Raw genomic sequence first — 17346 nt, 5'->3', positions numbered from 1 at the left:
CGCTCACCTCGCCGGGCGGACCTCCTCACCTCGCCGGGCGGACCTCCTCCGGGGCGCCGATCCAGCGGCTCGCCTCGATGTCGGCGGAGGTGTCCCGCTGCCGGGTGGGGGCGATGACCAGTTCCTCGACGACCGTGCGCGGCGCCAGCGTGGCGCACAGCAGTACGGCCCGTGCCACGTCCCGCGGCTGCACCATGGCCGCCCGCTGCTCCTCGCCCGGCGGGGCGGCGCGGCCGTCCAGGATCGGGGTGTTGACCTCGCCGGGGAGGATGCAGGTGGCGCGGATCAGGTCGTCGCGGAAGGTGTGGTGGAGGTAGGCCATGAAGTTGCGTACGCCCGCCTTCGCCGCGCCGTAGGGGGCGCCGCCCAGGAGGGTGGGCCGTAGCGCGGCCAGCGAGGAGATCGTGATGATCGAGCCGCCGCCGCGCGCCAGCATGTCCGGGAGGACGGCCCGGGTGAGCAGGTAGACGGCGGTGAGGTTGACGCCCAGGACGGCGTTCCACTCGTCCTCGCCGGTCCAGCGCACGTCGACGGCCTTGCTCGCGCCGCCCGCGTTGTTGACCAGGATGTCGACGGGCCCGGCGGTCTCCCGGGTCCGGTCGACCAACTCCCGTACCTCGTCGGCGTTCTCGACATGGGTGGAGTGCGTGACCGCCGTGCCGCCCGCGTCCTCGATGACGGCGGCGACCTCGTCCAGGACATGCTGTCGGCGTCCGGCGAGCATGACGGTCGCGCCCGCCTCCGCGAGCATCAGCGCCGTCTCCCGGCCGATCCCAGTCCCGGCCCCGGTGACCAGCGCGGTCTTGCCCGCCAACGGTCCCGTTCGCTGTCCGTCGTGGTGTCCGTCGTGGTGCCCCATGTCGGTCGCCCCTCCCGGTCGGCGGGCGCTCCCGCGCGCCCTCAGGGTGAGGATCCCCCTCCGCGGGGCCCGTGGGGAGGGTGCGTCAGCGGGCCGGGAGCCGGACGCCCAGCTCGTCCGCCGCCGACCGCAGCAGCGGGACCATGGCGACGAGGTCGTCCAGGCTGCGGCGGAAGGCGGGCGCGGCGGTGGAGAGGGCGGCGAAGACGGTGCCGTCGGGCCGCAGGATCGGGACGGCCACGGCGCGCAGCCCGGCGTGGTGCTCCTCGTCGGCGGTGGCGTAGCCGAGTTCGGCGGCGCGGGCGACCTGGGCGCGCAGGACGTCGCGGTCGGTGACGCTGTTCGGGCCGTGCGGGGTGAGGTCGACGCGGTCCAGGAGGTCGGCGCGTACGTCGTCGGGGGCGAAGGCCATCAGGACCTTGCCCATCGAGGTGCAGTGCAGCGGGCCGTGGCGGCCGGGGTCGCTGCGGACGCCGACCGGCAGGGGGCCGTCCACGTAGTGCACGTACAGGTGCCGGGTGCCGTCGAGGACGGACATCAGGGTGGCTTCCTCGGTCTGCCGTGTCACGCGCTGCATCACGGGGAGGGCGGTGCCGGCGAATCCGTACACCTGGCCCGCCTGCTGGCCGAGCTGGAAGAGTCTGAGGCCCGGTTTGTAGCGCTTGCCGTCGGACTCGAACTCCACCAGGCCCTCGCGGCACAGGGAGTTGACCAGCCGGTGCGCGGTACTGACGGGGACGCCGCTGGCGCGGGCCAGTTCGGACAGGGTGATGCCGTGCGGGCGCTCCCCCACCAGGACGAGCAGCCGGATCGCCCGCCCGACCACGTCCGCCGGTACTTCGCTCCCAGTCACAGCGGCAAGTTACCACTGGCCGGAAAGCCCTCCCACTCAGCGGTGCGGCCCGCCGTCCCGCACGGCCCGGTCGCGCGGTGGTTGACAGCGGACGCCCGTCACGCCGACGATGCTTTCCATTGAGCAGACAACTTTTCCACTCAGTGGGAAAATCAGGGAGTCGTGTATGACGCAGCGCGTGCTCATCACCCGGCCCGTCCTTCCCGGCGGCGGCCTCGACCGGCTGACCGACCGTGTGGAGGCGGTGCGCTGGGACGGGCCCGGCAGACCCGAACCGGCCGAGCTGCACGCCCTCGCCCCCGGGGCGAGCGGCATCCTCTGTCTGGGCAACGACCGGGTGGACGCCGCCCTGCTGGACGCCGCAGGGCCGTCGCTGAAGGTCGTCGCGCTGGCCGGCATGGGCTTCGACGCCGTGGACCGGGAGGCCGCCGCCGAGCGGGGTGTCGTGGTCACCCACACCCCCGGCGTCCTCGCCGAGACCACCGCCGACCTGACCTTCGCGCTGATCCTGATGGCCCGCCGCCTGCTGGGCGCCGCCGGCGACGCGCTGACCGCCGGGCGGTGGGACGTGCCGCGCATGGGCGACCACCTGGGCCTGGACGTGTACGGCGCCACGCTCGGCATCGTCGGGTACGGCCAGATCGGGCGGGCGGTGGCCCGCCGGGCCCACGGCTTCGGTATGCGGGTGCTGCACCACAGCCGGTCCGCGCCCGAGGACGCGCTCTCCACCCCGGTGGACCTGCCCACCCTGCTCGCCGAGTCCGACGTGGTCTCGCTCAACGTCCCGCTGACCCCGGGGACCCGTCATCTCATCGGCGCGGCCGAGCTGGCGGCCATGAAGCCGACCGCGACCCTGGTCAACACCGCGCGGGGCGGTGTCGTGGACGAGGACGCCCTGCTCAAGGCGCTGCGGAACGGGACCATCCACTCCGCCGGTCTGGATGTCTTCGCACGCGAGCCGATGGGCGCCGAGTTGTCGCCCCTGGTCGGCGAGCCCAACGTGGTGGCCCTCCCCCATGTCGGCTCGGCCACCGAGGCCACGCGGGCCGCCATGGTGGACCTCGCCGTCGACAACATCCTCGACGTCCTCGCGGGCGGCCCGGCGCGCACCCCGCTGCCGGGCGGCGCCGCGATCCCCTCCGCACCGAACCACCCCTGAGAGGTCCGTATGAGCCACCCCCTCTTCGACGTCACCGGCAAGGTCGCCCTGGTCACCGGTTCGAGCCGCGGCATCGGCCGGGCGCTGGCCACCGGCCTGCTGGAGGCGGGCTGCACGGTCGTCCTCAACGGCCGGGACACCGCCGTCCTGGAGACCACCCGTGGGGAACTGGCCGAGGCCTTCGGCGAGGCGGTCCTCGCGGAGGCCTTCGACGTCACCGACTCCGCCGCCGTGGCCGCCGCCGTCACCCGGATCGAGGACCGCGTCGGACCGATCGACATCCTCGTCAACAACACCGGCGCCCAACGCCGGGCCCCGTTCCTGGAGTTCACCGACGAGGACTGGCACGGCCTGCTCGACACCAACCTCACCAGCGCCTTCCTCGTGGGCCGCGAGGTCGCCCGCCGGATGGTCCCCCGGGGCCACGGCAAGATCGTCAACATCTGTTCGCTGCAGAGCGAGGCGGTCCGCCCCGGTATCGCGCCCTACTCGGCGACCAAGGGCGGCCTGAAGATGCTCACCAAGGGCATGTGCGCCGACCTCGGCCCGCACGGCATCCAGGTCAACGGCATCGGCCCCGGCTACTTCGACACCGAGCTGACCTCCGCGCTGGTCGCGGACGAGGAGTTCAGCGCCTGGGTGCGGGGGCGGACGCCGGCCGGCCGCTGGGGCGACGTCCAGGACCTCGTCGGCGCCCTGCTCTTCCTCTCCTCCCCCGCCTCGGACTTCGTCAACGGCCAGCTGCTGTACGTCGACGGCGGCATGCTGTCTGTCCTGTGACCCGGCCGACCCCCTGGCCGCCCCCGGCCGACCTCCCAAGGAGCCCCATGCACGCCTGTGTTGTCCACGGAGCCGGCGACCTCCGGGTCGAGGAGCGGCCGTACGACGGTCCCGCGCCCGGTGAGATCGCGGTCGCCGTCGCCCTCGGCGGGATCTGCGGCAGCGATCTGCACTACTACCACCGGGGCCGGGTGGGCGACTTCGCGGTGAGCGAGCCCATGGTGCTCGGCCATGAGGTGGTCGGCCATGTCACCGCCCTCGGCGACGGGGTCGAGGGGCCGGACGCCCCGGCGGTGGGCACGCCCGTCGCGATCCATCCCGCCACGCCCTGCGGGGTCTGCCCCGAGTGCGCGCGCGGCAGCCGCAACGTCTGCGCCCACACCCGCTATCTGGGCAGCGCGGCCCACACCCCGCATGTGCAGGGCGGGTTCGCGCAGCACATCACCGTGCCCGCCGACCAGGTCCGGGCGCTGCCGCCGGGGCTCGGCCTGCACCGGGCCGTGCTCGCCGAGCCGCTGTCGGTGGCGCTGCACGCCGTGCGCCGGGCGGGCGAGGTGAGCGGCAAGCGGGTCCTGGTCACCGGGGCCGGGCCGATCGGCTGTCTGGTCGTGGCGGCGCTGCGGCACGCGGGCGCCGCCGAGGTCGTCGTCAGCGATCTGCACGAGGAGCCGCTGCGGATCGCGACCGCGGTGGGCGCCACCGCCGTGGCGCGGGCCGACCGGCCCGACGACCCGAACTGGGCCGGGGTCTTCGACGTCGCCGTGGAGGCGTCCGGGGCGCCGGCCGGGCTGCGCAGCTGTGTGGAACGGGCCCGGCGGGGCGGGGTCGTGGTGATGCTCGGGCTGCTGCCGCCCGGGGAGATCGGGCTGCTCGGCAATGTGGCGGTCACCCGTGAGCTGGAGCTGCGGGGCTCCTTCCGTTTCGACACCGAGTTCGACGAGGCCCTGTCCCTGCTGGCCCAGGGCCTCCCGGTCGACCCGGTCGTCACGCACACCTTCCCGCTGGAGCGGTCCGTCGCCGCGTTCGACACCGCTCAGGACCGGACGGTCGCCTCCAAGGTGCTGCTGGACCTGTCCGGGGAGGCATGAGCGGGCGGCGGGCGCCGAGTCCCGGGGTTCAGACCTCGGTGAAGGTCCACAGCAGGTTGGTGCTGGTGCCCCAGGCCCACTGCTTGGCGGCGGACCCGGCGGAGACGTTGCCGCCGCCGTCGAGGACGAGGCCCGTGGTGCGGTTGGCCAGGGAGTAGCGGCCGTCGCCCCGGTGGGTGATCAGCCACTGCTGGTTCGTCCCGCCGTTCCAGGCCGCCTGTCGGACCGTGGCGCCGTTCGCGGTGGCACCACCGCCGTCGGCGACCAGGCCGCCGGCCCGGTTCTCCAGCCGGTAGAGGCCGTCGCCGACGTCACATGTATGGGGCCGGCTGTCGCGGTCAGCGGTAAAGGGCCGGGCGGTCTACGAGGTCGACCTCGACGCGGACTCCCTCGCGCTGGGCGCGGACGCCCGCCTCGGAGATCGCGGCGACGGCGTACCCGTCCCAGGTGCTGGGTCCGGTGACCTCGCCGCGCCGGGTGGCGTCGACCCATGCCTGGACCTGACGGTCGTAGGCGTCCTCGAAGCGTTCGAGGTAGCCCGGGGTGACCGTGCCGCCCCAGCGGCCCGCCGTGGTGACGAGCATGTCGTGTCCGTCGCCGATGCGGGCCGTGCCGTTCTCGCAGACGGCCTCGGCCTGCACCTGGTAGCCGTAGCGGGCGCTGAGGAAGATCTCGACGTCGACGACGGCACCTCGGTCGGTCTCGAAGACGACGAACTGGGGGTCGCTCAGGCCCTCGGGGGCGTACGCGGTCGGCCGGGGCCGCAGCACGGTGACGGCGGTGATCTCGTGGCCGAGCAGCCAGCGGGTGACGTCCATCTCGTGCGCCACGGAGTCGTTGATGGCCATGGCGTCGGTGAAGCCGGGCGGGGCCGAGGCGTTGCGGTGCCGCTGGTGCAGCAGCAGTGGTCGGCCCAACTCGCCGCTGTCCAGCAGGGACTTGAGCCTGACGTACTCGCGGTCGTAGCGGCGCATGAAACCCACCTGCACCCGGCGGTGGCCGAGGCGCTGCTCCGCCTCCAGCAGCCGGAGCGCGGAGGCGGAGTCCGGGGTGAGGGGCTTCTCGCACAGGACGGGCAGATCGTGCGCGAAGGCCGTGAGCAGGGCGGCCTCGTGGGCGGGGCCCGGGGAGGCGACGAGGACGGCGTCGACACCGGGGGCGGCCAGCGCCTCGGCCGGGTCGCCGTAGGCCGCGCAGCCCTCGACACCGGCGGCGATCGCCTCGGCCCGGTCGGTGTCCAGGTCGACGACGGCGGCCACATGGGCTCCGCTGATCACCTCGGCGATCCGGCGCACATGGTCGGCGCCCATCCGGCCGGTGCCGATGACGGCGACACCGAGGGAGCCGTGCTCAGTCATACCGTTCCGTCCTTTCGTGCCCTTCGTGGCCGACGACGAGGGGGCCCGGCAGGCGGTCGGCCGTCTCGTGGCGCCGGGCCACCGGGCCATCATGCCCATCCACGGCTCGGCGGAATTCCGTTTCCCCGCGTGACGGTCACCGGTTAGGCTCCCCCGGCGCGCGTGAGGCGTGTGCACATCAACGTGGGGGCACGGGGGCATGGTCGACGATTTCACGGGGTCCGCTGCGGGTTCGCCGGCAGGGTCAGGGGCGGGCGCGGGGGCAGGCACGGGGGCGGGCGCAGGGGCAGGCGCGGGATCCGGGCCCAGGAAGGAAATGAGCACCGGGGCCCAGGTGTTCTCGGCGGTGGCGACCGTCGGAATGATCCTGGGCACCCTGTGGTTTCTGGGGGACCTCCTCGACGGGACGCAGGAGCCCTTGGGACCGGCGACCTGCTCGGCCTCGGACGACGCCTCGCCGGCGGCGCGGGGCAAGATCTCCGGTGCGCGGCTGTGCACCGCGCTGAACCGTTCCGACCTGCCGGGACTCCTCGGCACACCGACCGAGCAGGCGGTGACCGCGTCGGGCAGCGACAGCAAGTCCACCTGGGCCGACGGCACGAAGACCGTCACCCCGGAGGCGACCGTCAAGCTGGACACCTACACCGTGGAGCTGTCGGCGTCGTACGAGGACCTCCCGGTCGCCGAGTCGGTCGGCTATCTGGGCGCCGGCGCCGAGACCAGGACGGTCCTCGGGCACAAGGCGGCCCTGTACTCGGGGCAGACCATCGCCATCTCCTTCGGGCTCGACGGCAGTGACCCCCAGTCCGGCCCCGGAGGCGTCGCCCGCCGTCTGCTGGTCGCGACCGACCCCGAGGACAGCGGCAGCACCTTCGAGCTCGTCATCTACCGCCAGGACTCCCAGATCCCCGACGACGCGGCCCTGTTCCGTGTCGCCGAGAAGGTCCTGCCGACGATCCCGGGGTGGAAACCCGCCGCCTGAACTGCTGGGTCACCGTGCGGTAACCCAGGCACCGAAAAGTGCGTTCTTCCACGTCAGCGGCCACTCTCCTACGGTTACCGGGTAACCACGAGAGAGCACATGAGCCCCTCGGGCGCTCATGACGAGGAGGCGTACGACATGTCCATCACCCTTCTGAACCCCGACGGACTGCCGAAGATCGACGTGTACCGGCAGGTGGCGGTCGCGACCGGCACGAAGCTGGTCTTCGTCGCCGGACAGGTCTCCTGGGACGCCGACGGCGTCACCGTCGGCGAGGGCGATCTGGCCGCGCAGGTCGAGCGGTGCTACCTGAACGTCGGCACCGCACTGGCCGGGGCCGGCGCCTCCTTCGACGACGTGGCGAAACTCAACGTCCACGTCGTCGACTGGAGCCCCGACAAGATGCCCACCCTCCTGGAGGGCATCTCCCGGGCGGCCACCAAGCTCGGTGTGACCGCGACCCCACCGGTCACCCTCCTCGGCGTCGCCTCCCTCGACATCCCCGAACACCTGGTGGAGATCGAGGCCACGGCGGTCGTCGACGGAGAGGGCCTGTGATAGCTTGCCGACGCCAGTCGAACTCGTGTGCGCGCAAGTGGGCGTACGGGTCAGGGAATCCGGTGGGAATCCGGAGCTGACGCGCAGCGGTGAGGGTGACGGGCGGGGCAACGGCCACTGGACGGCGGTCACGATCGCGGTCCGGGAAGGCGTCCCGTCCGGGTGACCCCGAGTCCGAAGACCTGCTGGCGGTCCCCGGCGCCGAGGGGTGCCCGGGACAGCTCCGTACGACCGGGCTTCGCGCATGAGCCCTCGACGCCGAAGGAAGTCCCGTGCCGCTCGCACGTCCTGTCCGTCATGCCGTCCTCTTCCTGGCCGCCGGTTCGCTGCTGCTGACCGGCTGCGGGGGCTCCGGGTCCGACGGGTCCGCCGGGTCCGCCGCCTCGGGGGCGGCCGCGGGCGAGTCCGCCGGTCATCCGGTCACCCTCGACAACTGCGGTGAGCGGGTCCGGGTGGACAGCCCGCCCCAGCGTGCCGTCTCCCTCAACCAGGGCACCACCGAGATCCTGCTCTCCCTCGGCCTCGCCGACCGCATGGCGGGCACCGCCACCTGGACCGACCCGCTGCCGAAGGCCCTGGAGAAGGCCGACGCGAAGGTGCCGAGGCTCGCCGACAACGCGCCCTCCTTCGAGAAGGTCCTGGACGCCGAACCCGACCTCGTCGTCTCCTCGTTCGCCTCCACCCTCGGCAAGGGCGGGGTGGCGACCCGGGCGGAGTTCGAGAAGCTCGGCGTCCCCACCTATCTCTCGCCCTCCGACTGCGTCGGCAAGGACAACAGCGGAGACGGCGACGGCGTCCGCACCGAGCCGCTGACGATGGACGCGGTCTACGGCGAGGTCCGCGATCTGGCGCGGATCTTCGGGGTCGAGGAGCGCGGCGAGAAGCTGGTGGCCGAGCTGAGGTCCCGGGTGGAGAAGGCGACCACGGGCCTGGACGCCGAGGGCGTGACCGTCATGTACTGGTTCGCCAACGCCCAGTCCCCGTACCTCGCGGGCTGCTGCGGTGCCCCCGGTGTCATCACCCGTGAACTGGGCGCGAAGAACGTCTTCGACGACACCGACGAGGAGTGGCCCCAGGTCAACTGGGAGACCGTCGCCGACCGCGACCCCGATGTCCTCGTCATCGGCGATCTGGTCCGCAAGCAGCAGACGGCGGAGACGGCGGCGAAGAAGATCGAGTTCCTGGAGTCCGATCCCGTCACCAGGAACATGACGGCGGTGAAGAAGAAGCGGTACGTGTTGCTGTCCGGGCAGGCGATGAACCCGACCGTCCGCACCGTCGAGGGCGTGGAGAAGGTGGCGGCGGCGCTCCGCGCGTACGGCCTCGCGGGATGACGGGGGCGGAGGTCGATGCGGGGGCGGAGGCCAGGGCGGGGGCGGTTAATAGGGCCGGGGCGGGGGCGCCGTTCGTCGTGCGGGTGGTGCGGCGATCGGTGGCGTGGGTGGCCGGGCTCGTGGCACTGGCGCTCTCCGTGGCCGTGGCGATCACCATCGGACCGGCGGACATCGGTGTGGTCGACGTCTGGTCCACGGTGGTCGCCCATCTCGGCTGGGGACACACGGAGTTGACGCCCATCCGGGACGGCATCGTGTGGAATCTGCGGCTGCCGCGCACCCTGCTGGCCGCCGTGTGCGGGGCCGGGCTGGCGGTGTGCGGCGCGGTGATGCAGTCGCTGCTGCGCAATCCGCTGGCCGACCCCTTCGTGCTGGGCGTCTCCTCCGGGGCGTCGACCGGCGCGGTCGTGGTCGTGGTGCTCGGCGTGGGCGGCGGCGCGCTGTCCGTGTCCGGGGGCGCGTTCGTGGGAGCGGTGGTCTCCTTCGGGCTGGTGCTGCTGCTCAGCCACATCCTCGGCGGGACGACGGACCGGGTGGTGCTGGTCGGTGTCGCGGCGATGCAGTTGTTCTCCGCGCTGACCTCCTTCATGGTGATGACGGCCGCCGACGCCGAGACGACCCGCGCGGTGCTGTTCTGGCTGCTCGGCTCGCTCAGCGGGGCGGACTGGACGGATGTGACGGTGTGTCTGGCGGTGCTGGTCGGGGTGCTGCTGGTCTGTCTGGGGCACGGCCACGCGCTGGACGCGTTCGCGTTCGGGCAGGACGCGGCGGCCTCGCTCGGGGTGTCCGTGGCCCGCACCCGGCTGGTGCTGCTGTGCGTCACCGCGCTGCTGACGGCGGCGCTGGTCGCCTCGGCCGGGGCGATCGGCTTCGTCGGGCTGGTCCTGCCGCACGCCGCCCGCGCGCTGACCGGCTCCGGGCACGGACGGCTGCTGCCGGCCACCGCGCTGGCCGGGGCGGTGTTCCTGGTGTGGGTCGACACCCTCGCCCGTACCGTCCTGGACCCGCAGGAGGTGCCGGTGGGTGTGGTGACGTCCCTGATCGGCGTCCCGGCGTTCGTCGCGATCATGTACCGGACGAGGAGCACCCGATGACGGACAACGCGGACGCGGACGCCACGGGGTTGATGGATTCCGCCGGGCTGCGGGCCGAGCGGGTCTCGCGGAGCGCGGACGGCACGCTGATCCTGGACGGGGTCGGTCTGGCGCCGCGGCCCGGGACCGTCACCGGGCTGCTCGGCCCCAACGGTTCGGGCAAGTCCACGCTGCTGCGTCTGCTCGCGGGGGTCATCGCGCCCGCCTCCGGTGTCGTCACGCTCGACGGCCGGCCGCTCGACCGGGTGGGCCGCCGCGCGGTCGCCCGGCGGATCGCGGTCGTGGCCCAACAGGCGGACACCCAGGTCGAGTTGACCGTCCTGGATGTCGTACGGCTGGGGCGGGTCCCGCATCGTCGGGCCTGGACGCCCGTCGCCCCGGCCGACGAGGAGGCCGTCCGTACGGCGCTGGCCCGCACCGGTCTGGCCGACAAGGCGCACCGGTCCTGGCACACGCTGTCCGGCGGGGAGCGGCAGCGGGTCCAGATCGCCCGCGCCCTCGCCCAAGAGCCGCGCGAACTCCTTCTGGACGAGCCGACCAACCACCTCGACATCCAGCACCAGCTGGCCCTGCTGACCCTGATCGGCGAACTCCGCCTGACCACCGTCGTCGCCCTCCACGACCTCAACCTCGCCGCGATGTACTGCGACCAGCTGGTGATCCTCAAACAGGGCCGCGTCGTAGCCGCCGGCACCCCGCACGACATCCTCACCGAGCCCCTGATAGCCGACGTCTACGGCGTCCGAGCCACGATCACCCAGCCCGGCCCCGACGACCGGCCACACATCCGCTTTTTGGGACCGGTCGCCTAGGGGACGGGCAGGACGGGGGTGGGCTTGGCGGGGGCGGGTCAGGGACGGTGACGGGGGGCGCTACGGCGCCTACGCGTCCGCCGCGTCGACCCCCCACGCGCCCGCGTGCGGGCCGAACTCGTTCTCCGTCGCCTGCGCGGCCAGCCGGGCGTTGCGGGCGCGTGCCTCCGGTCCGTCCGGGAGGTGGTAGTCCTCGCCGGCCCGCGCCGACCCGGTCTGCACCCGCGTGGCGGTGGTCAGCCGCCGGCGCACGTAACGGTCGAGCGCGTCGGGTACGTCGGCCGGTGCCGCGCCCGTGAGGCAGTCGCCGAGGACGGCCGCGTCGGCCAGGGCCTGCGCGGCGCCCTGGGCGTGGAAGGGCACCATGGCGTGGGCGCTGTCGCCGAGCAGGGTGACCCGGCCGATGTTCCAGCGGGCGAGCGGGGCCCGGGTGTGGATGCCGTACCGGAGCACCGTGCCCGTGCGGCCGAGGACGTCGCGCACCCGGGGGTCCCACCCCTCGAACGCCCGCAGCTGCTCCTCCGGCTCGGCGCGGGCGGTCCAGGACTCACGGGCCGCGTCGGTGCCGACGACACCCACGACGCCCACGACGTTGAGCAGTTCGCCGCCGCGCACCCAGTAGTGCACGAAGTGCCGCCCCGGGCCGAGCCAGAGGGCGTACTCCGGCAGGTCCAGGTCGGCCACCCGCGCGGCCGGCAGCAGCGAGCGGTAGGCGGCGGTCCCCGAGAACAGCGCCTCGTCGGCGCCGAACAGCCACCGGCGGGCCGCGGATCGTACGCCGTCCGCGGCGACGACGAGGTCGGCCGACAAGCGGTCGCCGTGGGCCGTCGTCACCCGCGCGGCGGTGTCGTCCTGGTCGATGCCCACGGCCACGGTGTCCAGCCGCACCGCGTCGGACGGCACGGCGGCGGCCAGGGCCGCGTGCAGATCGGCCCGGTGGGCCTGGAGATACGGCGCCCCGAACGCGTCCTCGGCCGCGCGGCCCAGCGCGTAGTGGCAGATCTCGCTGCCGTCGGACCAGGTACGGAAGGACAGCCGGGACGGCCGGCTGGACCGGGCGGCGACCGCGTCGAGGACGCCGAGGCGGCGCAGGACACGGGTGGCGTTGGGCGCGAGCTGGATTCCGGCGCCGATCTCGGTGAAGCGCGGCGCCTGCTCGACGAGGGTCACCTCGCACCCGGCGTGCCGCAGACTCAGCGTCGCGGCCAGCCCGCCGATGCCCGCCCCCACGACGATCGCCCTCATGCCCCCACCTCAGGTCGATACCGTCCCACGCTACCGGCGGACGAGCGGCGGGGGCAGGCGTGCGACGACGCGAAGTCGCCGCGCGCGGGCGCACGGAGGGAAGGCGACCGACTCGGTTCGGGCCGGGGCTCAGGCGAGGGTGACCTCGACCGGGAGTTTCTTGATGCCGTTGACGAAGTTGGAGCGGACGCGGGGCACCTCGCCGGCGAGGCGGATGTCGGCGAGGCGCGGGATCAGCTCCTCGAACATGATGCGGATCTCGGTGCGGGCCAGCAGATTGCCCAGGCACAGATGCGGGCTGCCCTTGCCGAAGGTGACATGGTCGTTGTCGGCGCGGGCCACGTCGAAGGCGTACGGGTCGCCGAAGACCGCCTCGTCGCGGTTGCCGGAGGCGTACCACATGACGACCTTGTCGCCCTCCTTGACCTGCTTGCCGCCGAGTTCGACGTCCCGGGTCGCGGTGCGGCGGAAGTGGTAGACGGGGGACGCCCAGCGCAGGAACTCCTCGGTCGCCACCGGGATCAGGGAGGGGTCCTCCTGGAGGCGGGCGAGCTGTTCCGGGTGCTGGAGCAGGGCCAGCATGGAGTGGGTGATGGTGTGGCGGGTGGTCTCGTTGCCGGCGACGACGAGGAGCAGGAAGTAGTTGTCGAAGTCCTGCGCGGAGAGCGGGACGCCGTCGCGCGGGGTGGTGTTGACGAGCTTGGAGACCAGGTCGGTGCCGTCGCCGCCGCGGCGCTGCCGGGCCAACTCGCGGCCGTACTCGAAGACTTCGAGGGAGGCGGGTGAGCGGAACGGAAGGTGTCGGTACTGCTCGCTCTCCGCGCTGTTCAGCAGGACGTCCGCGTAGTCGGGGTCGGTGTTGCCGATGATGCGGTTGCCCCAGTCGATGAGCTTCTGGTTGTCCTCCGGGGGGACGTCGAGGAGCCGGGCGAGGACGTTGATGGGGAAGTCGGCGGAGACGTCGGCGACGAAGTCGAAGGTGCCCTTGGCGAGGGCCGTGTCGAGGGTGGTGGCGGTCAGGCCGCGCAGGAAGTCGGTGTAGCTGTTGATGACGCCGGCGCCGAACTGCCGCTGGATCACGCTGCGCAGCGCGCGGTGGCGGACGCCGTCCAGTTCCAGGATGGAGGCGCGGGTGCGGATCTGGTCCTCGTCGACCTCTTCGAGGTTGACGAACTTCGTCGAGGTGAAGGCCTCGGCGTCGCGGTCGACGCGGGCGATGTCGGCGTGCCGGGTGACCGCCCAGAAACCGGAGTTGGGGGCGTCCTCCGGCTGCCAGTGCACCGGGTCCTCGTGGCGCAGGGTGTGGAACATGCGCCAGGGGGTGACGCCGTCGGTGAAGTTGTCGAGGTCGGCGAGGTCCACGTCGTCCAGCGGCATGGGCTCTTCCACGGCCTCGCGTGCGAAGGCGGTGGGAAGGTGGGCGGAAGCGGTCATGGTGGTGGTTCTCCCGGGCGTCACAGGTGGTAGGCGTACTCGGTGAACTCCCAGTCGGTGACGTGCCGTTGGAAGCGTTCGACCTCGTCGCGCTTGTAGCTGAGGTACGAGGTGGTGAAGTCCTTGCCGAGGATCTCGGTGAGGGCGGTGTCCGCCTCCAGCGCGTCGAGGGCGGCGGACAGACCCATCGGCAGGACGGCCGAGCGGGCGGTGTCGTAGCCGTAGCCCTCCAGCGGGGCCGGGGGCTCCTCGCCCGCCCGGACGCCGAGCAGCGCGGCGGCGATCGTGCCGGCGATCAGCAGATACGGGTTGGCGCCGGCGTCGCCGAGGCGCAGTTCGAGGCGGGCACCGGAGCCGCGCTCGGGCGGGACGCGGACCATGGCGCTGCGGTTGTCCAGGCCCCAGTCGATCAGCCAGGGGGCGAGGGTGTCCGGGCCGAAGCGTTTGTAGGAGTTGACCGTCGGGTTCGCGAGGGCGGCGAGCGCCGGGGCGTGGGCGAGGACACCGGCGATGGCGTGCCGGGCGGTCGCGGACAGCCCGTACTGCCCGGCCGGGTCGTCGAAGGCGTTGTGCCCCTGCTCGTCGTCGCAGGAGAGGTGGAGGTGGAAGCCGGAGCCGCCCGCGTCGTTGAAGGGCCGGGCCATGAAGGTGGCGAGGCGGCCCTCCTTGCGCGCGAGTTCCTTGACGGCGGCCTTGAAGCGGAAGGAGCGGTCGGCGGCGGAGAGCGCCTCGGAGTGCGTCAGGTTGATCTCGAACTGGCCGCCGTCGAACTCGTGGTTGCCGTTGGTGACGCCGATGCGCAGATCGCGCAGGTGGCGCAGGGTGCGCAGGAGGTGGTTGTCGGGGTCGGCGCGCAGGCCGGCGGTGTAGACGGCACCGGCGGCGCCCGAGTACCGCTTCCAGCCGCTCGGAGAGCCGGGGTCCTCGTCGCAGAGGAAGTATTCGAGCTCGGGGCCGACCACCGGGCGCAGCCCCTGCTCGGCGCAGCGCGCGAGCACCGAGCGCAGCAAGTCGCGGGGCGATTCGGGCGCGGGTGCCCCGGTGGCCGGGTCGATGGTCTCGCCGAGACAGGTGGCGACGCCGGGCTCCCAGGGCAGGGCGACCAGGGTGTCGAGGTCCGGGCGGACGTGGATGTCCGGCAGCCCGGCGTCCAGACCGCCCGCGACGGGGACGACATCGCCCTGCGGTGAGGTGTGGTAGACGGCCTTGCAGAAGGCGAGTCCGTGCTCGCAGGCCGTCGGCAGCTGCTCCAGCAGCACGTCACGGGCCCGGTCGGTGCCGATCAGGTCCGGATAGGTCACCCGGACCACGTCGATGCCCTCGGCGGCCAGCCGCTCCTGGTGGTGCGCGACGGCTTGGTGCCTGACGGCCGGTGTTTCGGATGCGCTCACCGTTGTCTCCTCGGCGGCTCGGACCAGTTGTTTGGTGCCAAACGATAAGAACGACCACAGCGGCCCGCAAGGGGGTCGGACGGAAAAATTATCCACCTGGACAGGTATTGACCAGGGGTGGACGACTTCTTATGTTGTTTGAAGCCAAACGAGTTGGAGGTCCCCATGAAGGTCGTCGTCGACATGAACAAGTGCCAGGACCACGGACAGTGTGTCTTCGCCGCCCCCGACGTCTTCCAGCTCGACGGGAACGGGCGCCTGGCCTACGTCAGCGATCCCGACGACGCGCTGCTCGACGAGGTCGAGGAAGCCGCCGACGTCTGTCCGCTCCAGGCCATCCGGATCGAGGCCTGAGCCCCATGGCAGGGACAGACACGGACACGGGAGCGGGCCGCGTGGTGGTGGCCGGTGCCTCCATGGCCGGGCTGCGGGCCGCCGAGCAGCTGCGCGCGGCCGGCTGGACCGGGGCGGTCACCGTCGTCGGCGACGAGCCCCACATGCCGTACAACCGGCCCCCGCTCTCCAAGGAGGTGCTGGCCGGAAAGGCGCCCTTCGAGTCGCTGGCCTTCCGCCCCCGGGCGAGCGTGGCCGACGTGGAGTGGCGGCTCGGCACCAGGGTCGTCGCCGCCCGCCTCGACGAGCGGACCGTCGAACTGGACGACGGCTCGGTGCTCGCGTACGACGGTCTGGTCGTCGCCACCGGGATGCGGCCCCGGCGGCTGAGCTGCCCCGGCCCCCTGGCCGGCCGGCACACGGTCCGCACCCTCGCCGACGCGCAGGGGCTGCGGGAGGAGCTGACCCGGCCCGGGGTCCGGGTGGTCGTGGTCGGCGCCGGGTTCATCGGCTGCGAGGTCGCCGCCACCGCCGTGGGGCTCGGCGTCGCCGAGGTCACCGTCGTCGATCCGCTGCCGCTGCCCATGGTCGGCCCCCTCGGCGAACTCCTCGGGCGCGCGCTGTTGCGGCGGCACGAGGAGCGCGGGGTGCGGTTCGCGCTCGGCACGGGCGTCGCCGGGTTCGCGGGCGAGGACCGGGTCACGGGCGTGGTCCTCGACGACGGCACCGTACTGCCCGCCGACGTGGTCGTGGAGTCGGTGGGCTCGCTCGCCAACGTGGAGTGGCTGGAGGGCAACGGGCTCGACCTCTCCGACGGCGTGCTCACCTGCGAACAGCTCAGGGTCGGCGGGCGGCCGGACGTGGTCGCCGTCGGTGACGTCGCCCGGTTCCCCAACGCCCGCTACGACGGCGTACCCCGCCGGGTCGAGCACTGGTCCATCCCCACGGACACCGCCAAGCACGCGGCGAAGGTCCTCACCGGAGCCGAGCCGCCGCCCTTCGCGCCGCTGCCCACCTTCTGGAGCGACCAGCACGACTTCCGGCTCCAGTCCTTCGGCGCGCCCGCGCTCGGCCGGGACGACGTACGGGTCCTGGACGGCGACCCGGATGGGGACGTCCTGGTCGGCTACCACCACGGCGACCGGTTGGTCGGTGTCGTCGCGCTCGGCGGCCCCCAGGCCGTGTCCGCCGCCGCCCGCTACCGCGCCGAACTGCTCAAGCAGCCCGCCCTCACCGCGTAAGGAACCCCTGTCATGTCTGCTGTCCGTGGATACTTCCACCCCAAGACGGCGAGCGGTGCCTCGTCGCTGATCCCCTCCCCGCCGTGGCGCTACTCGGGCGACCTGCTCACCGTCGAGTACCGCACGGATCCGGCGCGGGTGCGTGAACTGCTGCCGGAGCCTTTGGAGTTGGCCGACGAGGACCCCGGTGCGGTCGCGCTGATCTGGGCCGACTGGCAGTCCTGCTCGGCTTCGGGGGCGGAACTGCTCGACCCCGTCCTCTCCCAGTACAAGGAGGCCTTCGCCGTCGTCCGCTGCGCGTACAAGGGGCGGACGTACTCGCGGTGCGTCTACATCTGGGTCGACAAGGACTTCGCGATCGCCCGGGGGCTGCACCAGGGGTATCCGAAGAAGCTCGGGTCCATCCATCAGACGCGGCCCCATCCGTACGGGCCCGCTCCGCGGATCGCGGCGGGGGCGCGGTTCGGGGCGACGCTCGCCGCGGCCGACCGGCGGTTGGCCCAGGCGGTGGTGACGCTGCGGGAGCCGGCGGAGACGAACGGGTTCGTGAACGCGCATCCCATGGCCCATCACCGGTGGCTGCCGGCCATTGAAAAGGGGAAGGGGTTGGCGCTCGATGAGCTGATCGAGACCGGGGCGGCGGCCTTCGAGGGGGGGCAGCCTTGGGTGGGTGAGGCGGAGTTGGAGTTGTTCGAGGCGCCTACGGAGGAGTTGGCTCGGCTGGAGGTTCGTGAGCCGATCGCTGCGTACTACCGGCAGGTGGGGGTTGTCTGGGACGGCGGGCGGTTGTTGGAGTCCGGGACGTCCGAGGCGGGTGCCGAGTGA

17 protein-coding genes, 1 pseudogene and 1 riboswitch are annotated in these 17346 nt (G+C 72.8%); of the genes and pseudogenes, 11 read left to right on the top strand and 7 right to left on the bottom strand.

From position 1 onward, the window contains the following. Window positions 1–25: 25 nt before the first annotated feature. Together ACZ7MG_RS25135 and ACZ7MG_RS25130 are read right to left on the bottom strand one after the other, a co-directional pair. Window positions 26–859 carry an SDR family oxidoreductase gene (locus tag ACZ7MG_RS25135; RefSeq protein WP_471380695.1) on the bottom strand — a complete coding sequence of 278 codons (834 nt, stop codon included), beginning with the start codon at window positions 857–859 and terminating at the stop codon, window positions 26–28. Window positions 860–944: 85 nt separating this feature from the next. Next, on the bottom strand, window positions 945–1712 hold the full coding sequence (locus tag ACZ7MG_RS25130; RefSeq protein ID WP_471380694.1) for an IclR family transcriptional regulator: 768 nt from the start codon (window positions 1710–1712) through the stop codon (window positions 945–947). Window positions 1713–1878: 166 nt separating this feature from the next. Between ACZ7MG_RS25130 and ACZ7MG_RS25125 the strand changes: the two genes are divergently transcribed. From ACZ7MG_RS25125 to ACZ7MG_RS25115, 3 genes are read left to right on the top strand one after another with little or no spacing between them, the layout of a single operon-like run. After that, window positions 1879–2871 (top strand): 2-hydroxyacid dehydrogenase, encoded by a 993-nt coding sequence (locus ACZ7MG_RS25125; RefSeq protein ID WP_471380692.1) that lies wholly within the window; start codon window positions 1879–1881, stop codon window positions 2869–2871. Between the two features lie 9 nt (window positions 2872–2880). Beyond that, window positions 2881–3651, top strand: a complete 771-nt coding sequence (locus ACZ7MG_RS25120) for an SDR family oxidoreductase (RefSeq protein WP_471380690.1) — start codon at window positions 2881–2883, stop codon at window positions 3649–3651. 47 nt (window positions 3652–3698) lie between these two features. Further along, complete coding sequence (locus tag ACZ7MG_RS25115; RefSeq protein WP_471380689.1) at window positions 3699–4739, top strand: L-idonate 5-dehydrogenase; 1041 nt, start codon at window positions 3699–3701, stop codon at window positions 4737–4739. A gap of 28 nt (window positions 4740–4767) precedes the next feature. Here ACZ7MG_RS25115 and ACZ7MG_RS25110 read toward each other — a convergent pair. Beyond that, a pseudogene (locus tag ACZ7MG_RS25110) lies at window positions 4768–5049 on the bottom strand (RICIN domain-containing protein); the annotation flags it as partial. Between the two features lie 28 nt (window positions 5050–5077). Continuing rightward, the gene (locus ACZ7MG_RS25105) at window positions 5078–6097 is read right to left on the bottom strand and encodes a Gfo/Idh/MocA family protein (protein WP_471380687.1); all 1020 of its coding nucleotides are present in this window, start codon (window positions 6095–6097) and stop codon (window positions 5078–5080) included. Window positions 6098–6413: 316 nt separating this feature from the next. On the opposite strand from ACZ7MG_RS25105, the gene ACZ7MG_RS25100 reads away from it, so the two are divergent. From ACZ7MG_RS25100 to ACZ7MG_RS25080, 5 genes are all read left to right on the top strand, one after another. After that, a complete protein-coding gene (locus ACZ7MG_RS25100) occupies window positions 6414–7079 on the top strand; it encodes a DUF6215 domain-containing protein (protein ID WP_471380686.1) in 666 nt (221 codons plus the stop codon). Between the two features lie 138 nt (window positions 7080–7217). Beyond that, on the top strand, window positions 7218–7637 hold the full coding sequence (locus tag ACZ7MG_RS25095) for a RidA family protein (RefSeq protein WP_471380685.1): 420 nt from the start codon (window positions 7218–7220) through the stop codon (window positions 7635–7637). Then, window positions 7635–7841: riboswitch (cobalamin riboswitch) on the top strand. (Overlaps the previous gene by 3 nt.) A gap of 68 nt (window positions 7842–7909) precedes the next feature. After that, window positions 7910–8971, top strand: coding sequence for an ABC transporter substrate-binding protein (locus ACZ7MG_RS25090; RefSeq protein ID WP_471380683.1), 1062 nt, complete (start codon window positions 7910–7912; stop codon window positions 8969–8971). Beyond that, window positions 8968–10065 (top strand): FecCD family ABC transporter permease, encoded by a 1098-nt coding sequence (locus ACZ7MG_RS25085; protein ID WP_471380681.1) that lies wholly within the window; start codon window positions 8968–8970, stop codon window positions 10063–10065. Before ACZ7MG_RS25090 ends, ACZ7MG_RS25085 begins: the two co-directional genes overlap by 4 nt. Then, on the top strand, window positions 10062–10877 hold the full coding sequence (locus ACZ7MG_RS25080) for an ABC transporter ATP-binding protein (RefSeq protein WP_471380680.1): 816 nt from the start codon (window positions 10062–10064) through the stop codon (window positions 10875–10877). Before ACZ7MG_RS25085 ends, ACZ7MG_RS25080 begins: the two co-directional genes overlap by 4 nt. A 69-nt stretch (window positions 10878–10946) precedes the next feature. Here the strand turns inward: ACZ7MG_RS25080 and ACZ7MG_RS25075 are convergent, their stop codons facing one another. The 3 genes from ACZ7MG_RS25075 to ACZ7MG_RS25065 form a co-directional block, all read right to left on the bottom strand. Then, the gene (locus ACZ7MG_RS25075) at window positions 10947–12122 is read right to left on the bottom strand and encodes an FAD-dependent monooxygenase (RefSeq protein WP_471380678.1); all 1176 of its coding nucleotides are present in this window, start codon (window positions 12120–12122) and stop codon (window positions 10947–10949) included. Window positions 12123–12251: 129 nt separating this feature from the next. Beyond that, window positions 12252–13556, bottom strand: coding sequence for a cytochrome P450 (locus ACZ7MG_RS25070; RefSeq protein ID WP_471380676.1), 1305 nt, complete (start codon window positions 13554–13556; stop codon window positions 12252–12254). Window positions 13557–13576: 20 nt separating this feature from the next. Then, on the bottom strand, window positions 13577–14947 hold the full coding sequence (locus tag ACZ7MG_RS25065) for a glutamine synthetase family protein (protein WP_471380674.1): 1371 nt from the start codon (window positions 14945–14947) through the stop codon (window positions 13577–13579). 165 nt (window positions 14948–15112) lie between these two features. Between ACZ7MG_RS25065 and ACZ7MG_RS25060 the strand changes: the two genes are divergently transcribed. Genes ACZ7MG_RS25060 through ACZ7MG_RS25050 form a run of 3 tightly spaced genes read left to right on the top strand, consistent with a single transcriptional unit; the run spans window position 15113 to window position 17346 of the window. Beyond that, a complete protein-coding gene (locus ACZ7MG_RS25060) occupies window positions 15113–15301 on the top strand; it encodes a ferredoxin (RefSeq protein WP_086755097.1) in 189 nt (62 codons plus the stop codon). Window positions 15302–15306: 5 nt separating this feature from the next. Further along, window positions 15307–16521: an NAD(P)/FAD-dependent oxidoreductase gene (locus tag ACZ7MG_RS25055; RefSeq protein WP_471380673.1), complete on the top strand. Its 1215-nt coding sequence runs from the start codon at window positions 15307–15309 to the stop codon at window positions 16519–16521. A 12-nt stretch (window positions 16522–16533) separates the two neighbouring features. Beyond that, complete coding sequence (locus ACZ7MG_RS25050; RefSeq protein WP_471380671.1) at window positions 16534–17346, top strand: acetoacetate decarboxylase family protein; 813 nt, start codon at window positions 16534–16536, stop codon at window positions 17344–17346.

It is taken from the genome of Streptomyces sp. NPDC107538 (genome assembly GCF_055657445.1).
Note: the sequence above shows the minus strand (reverse complement) of the source record. Positions and strands in the feature narration are given on the sequence as shown.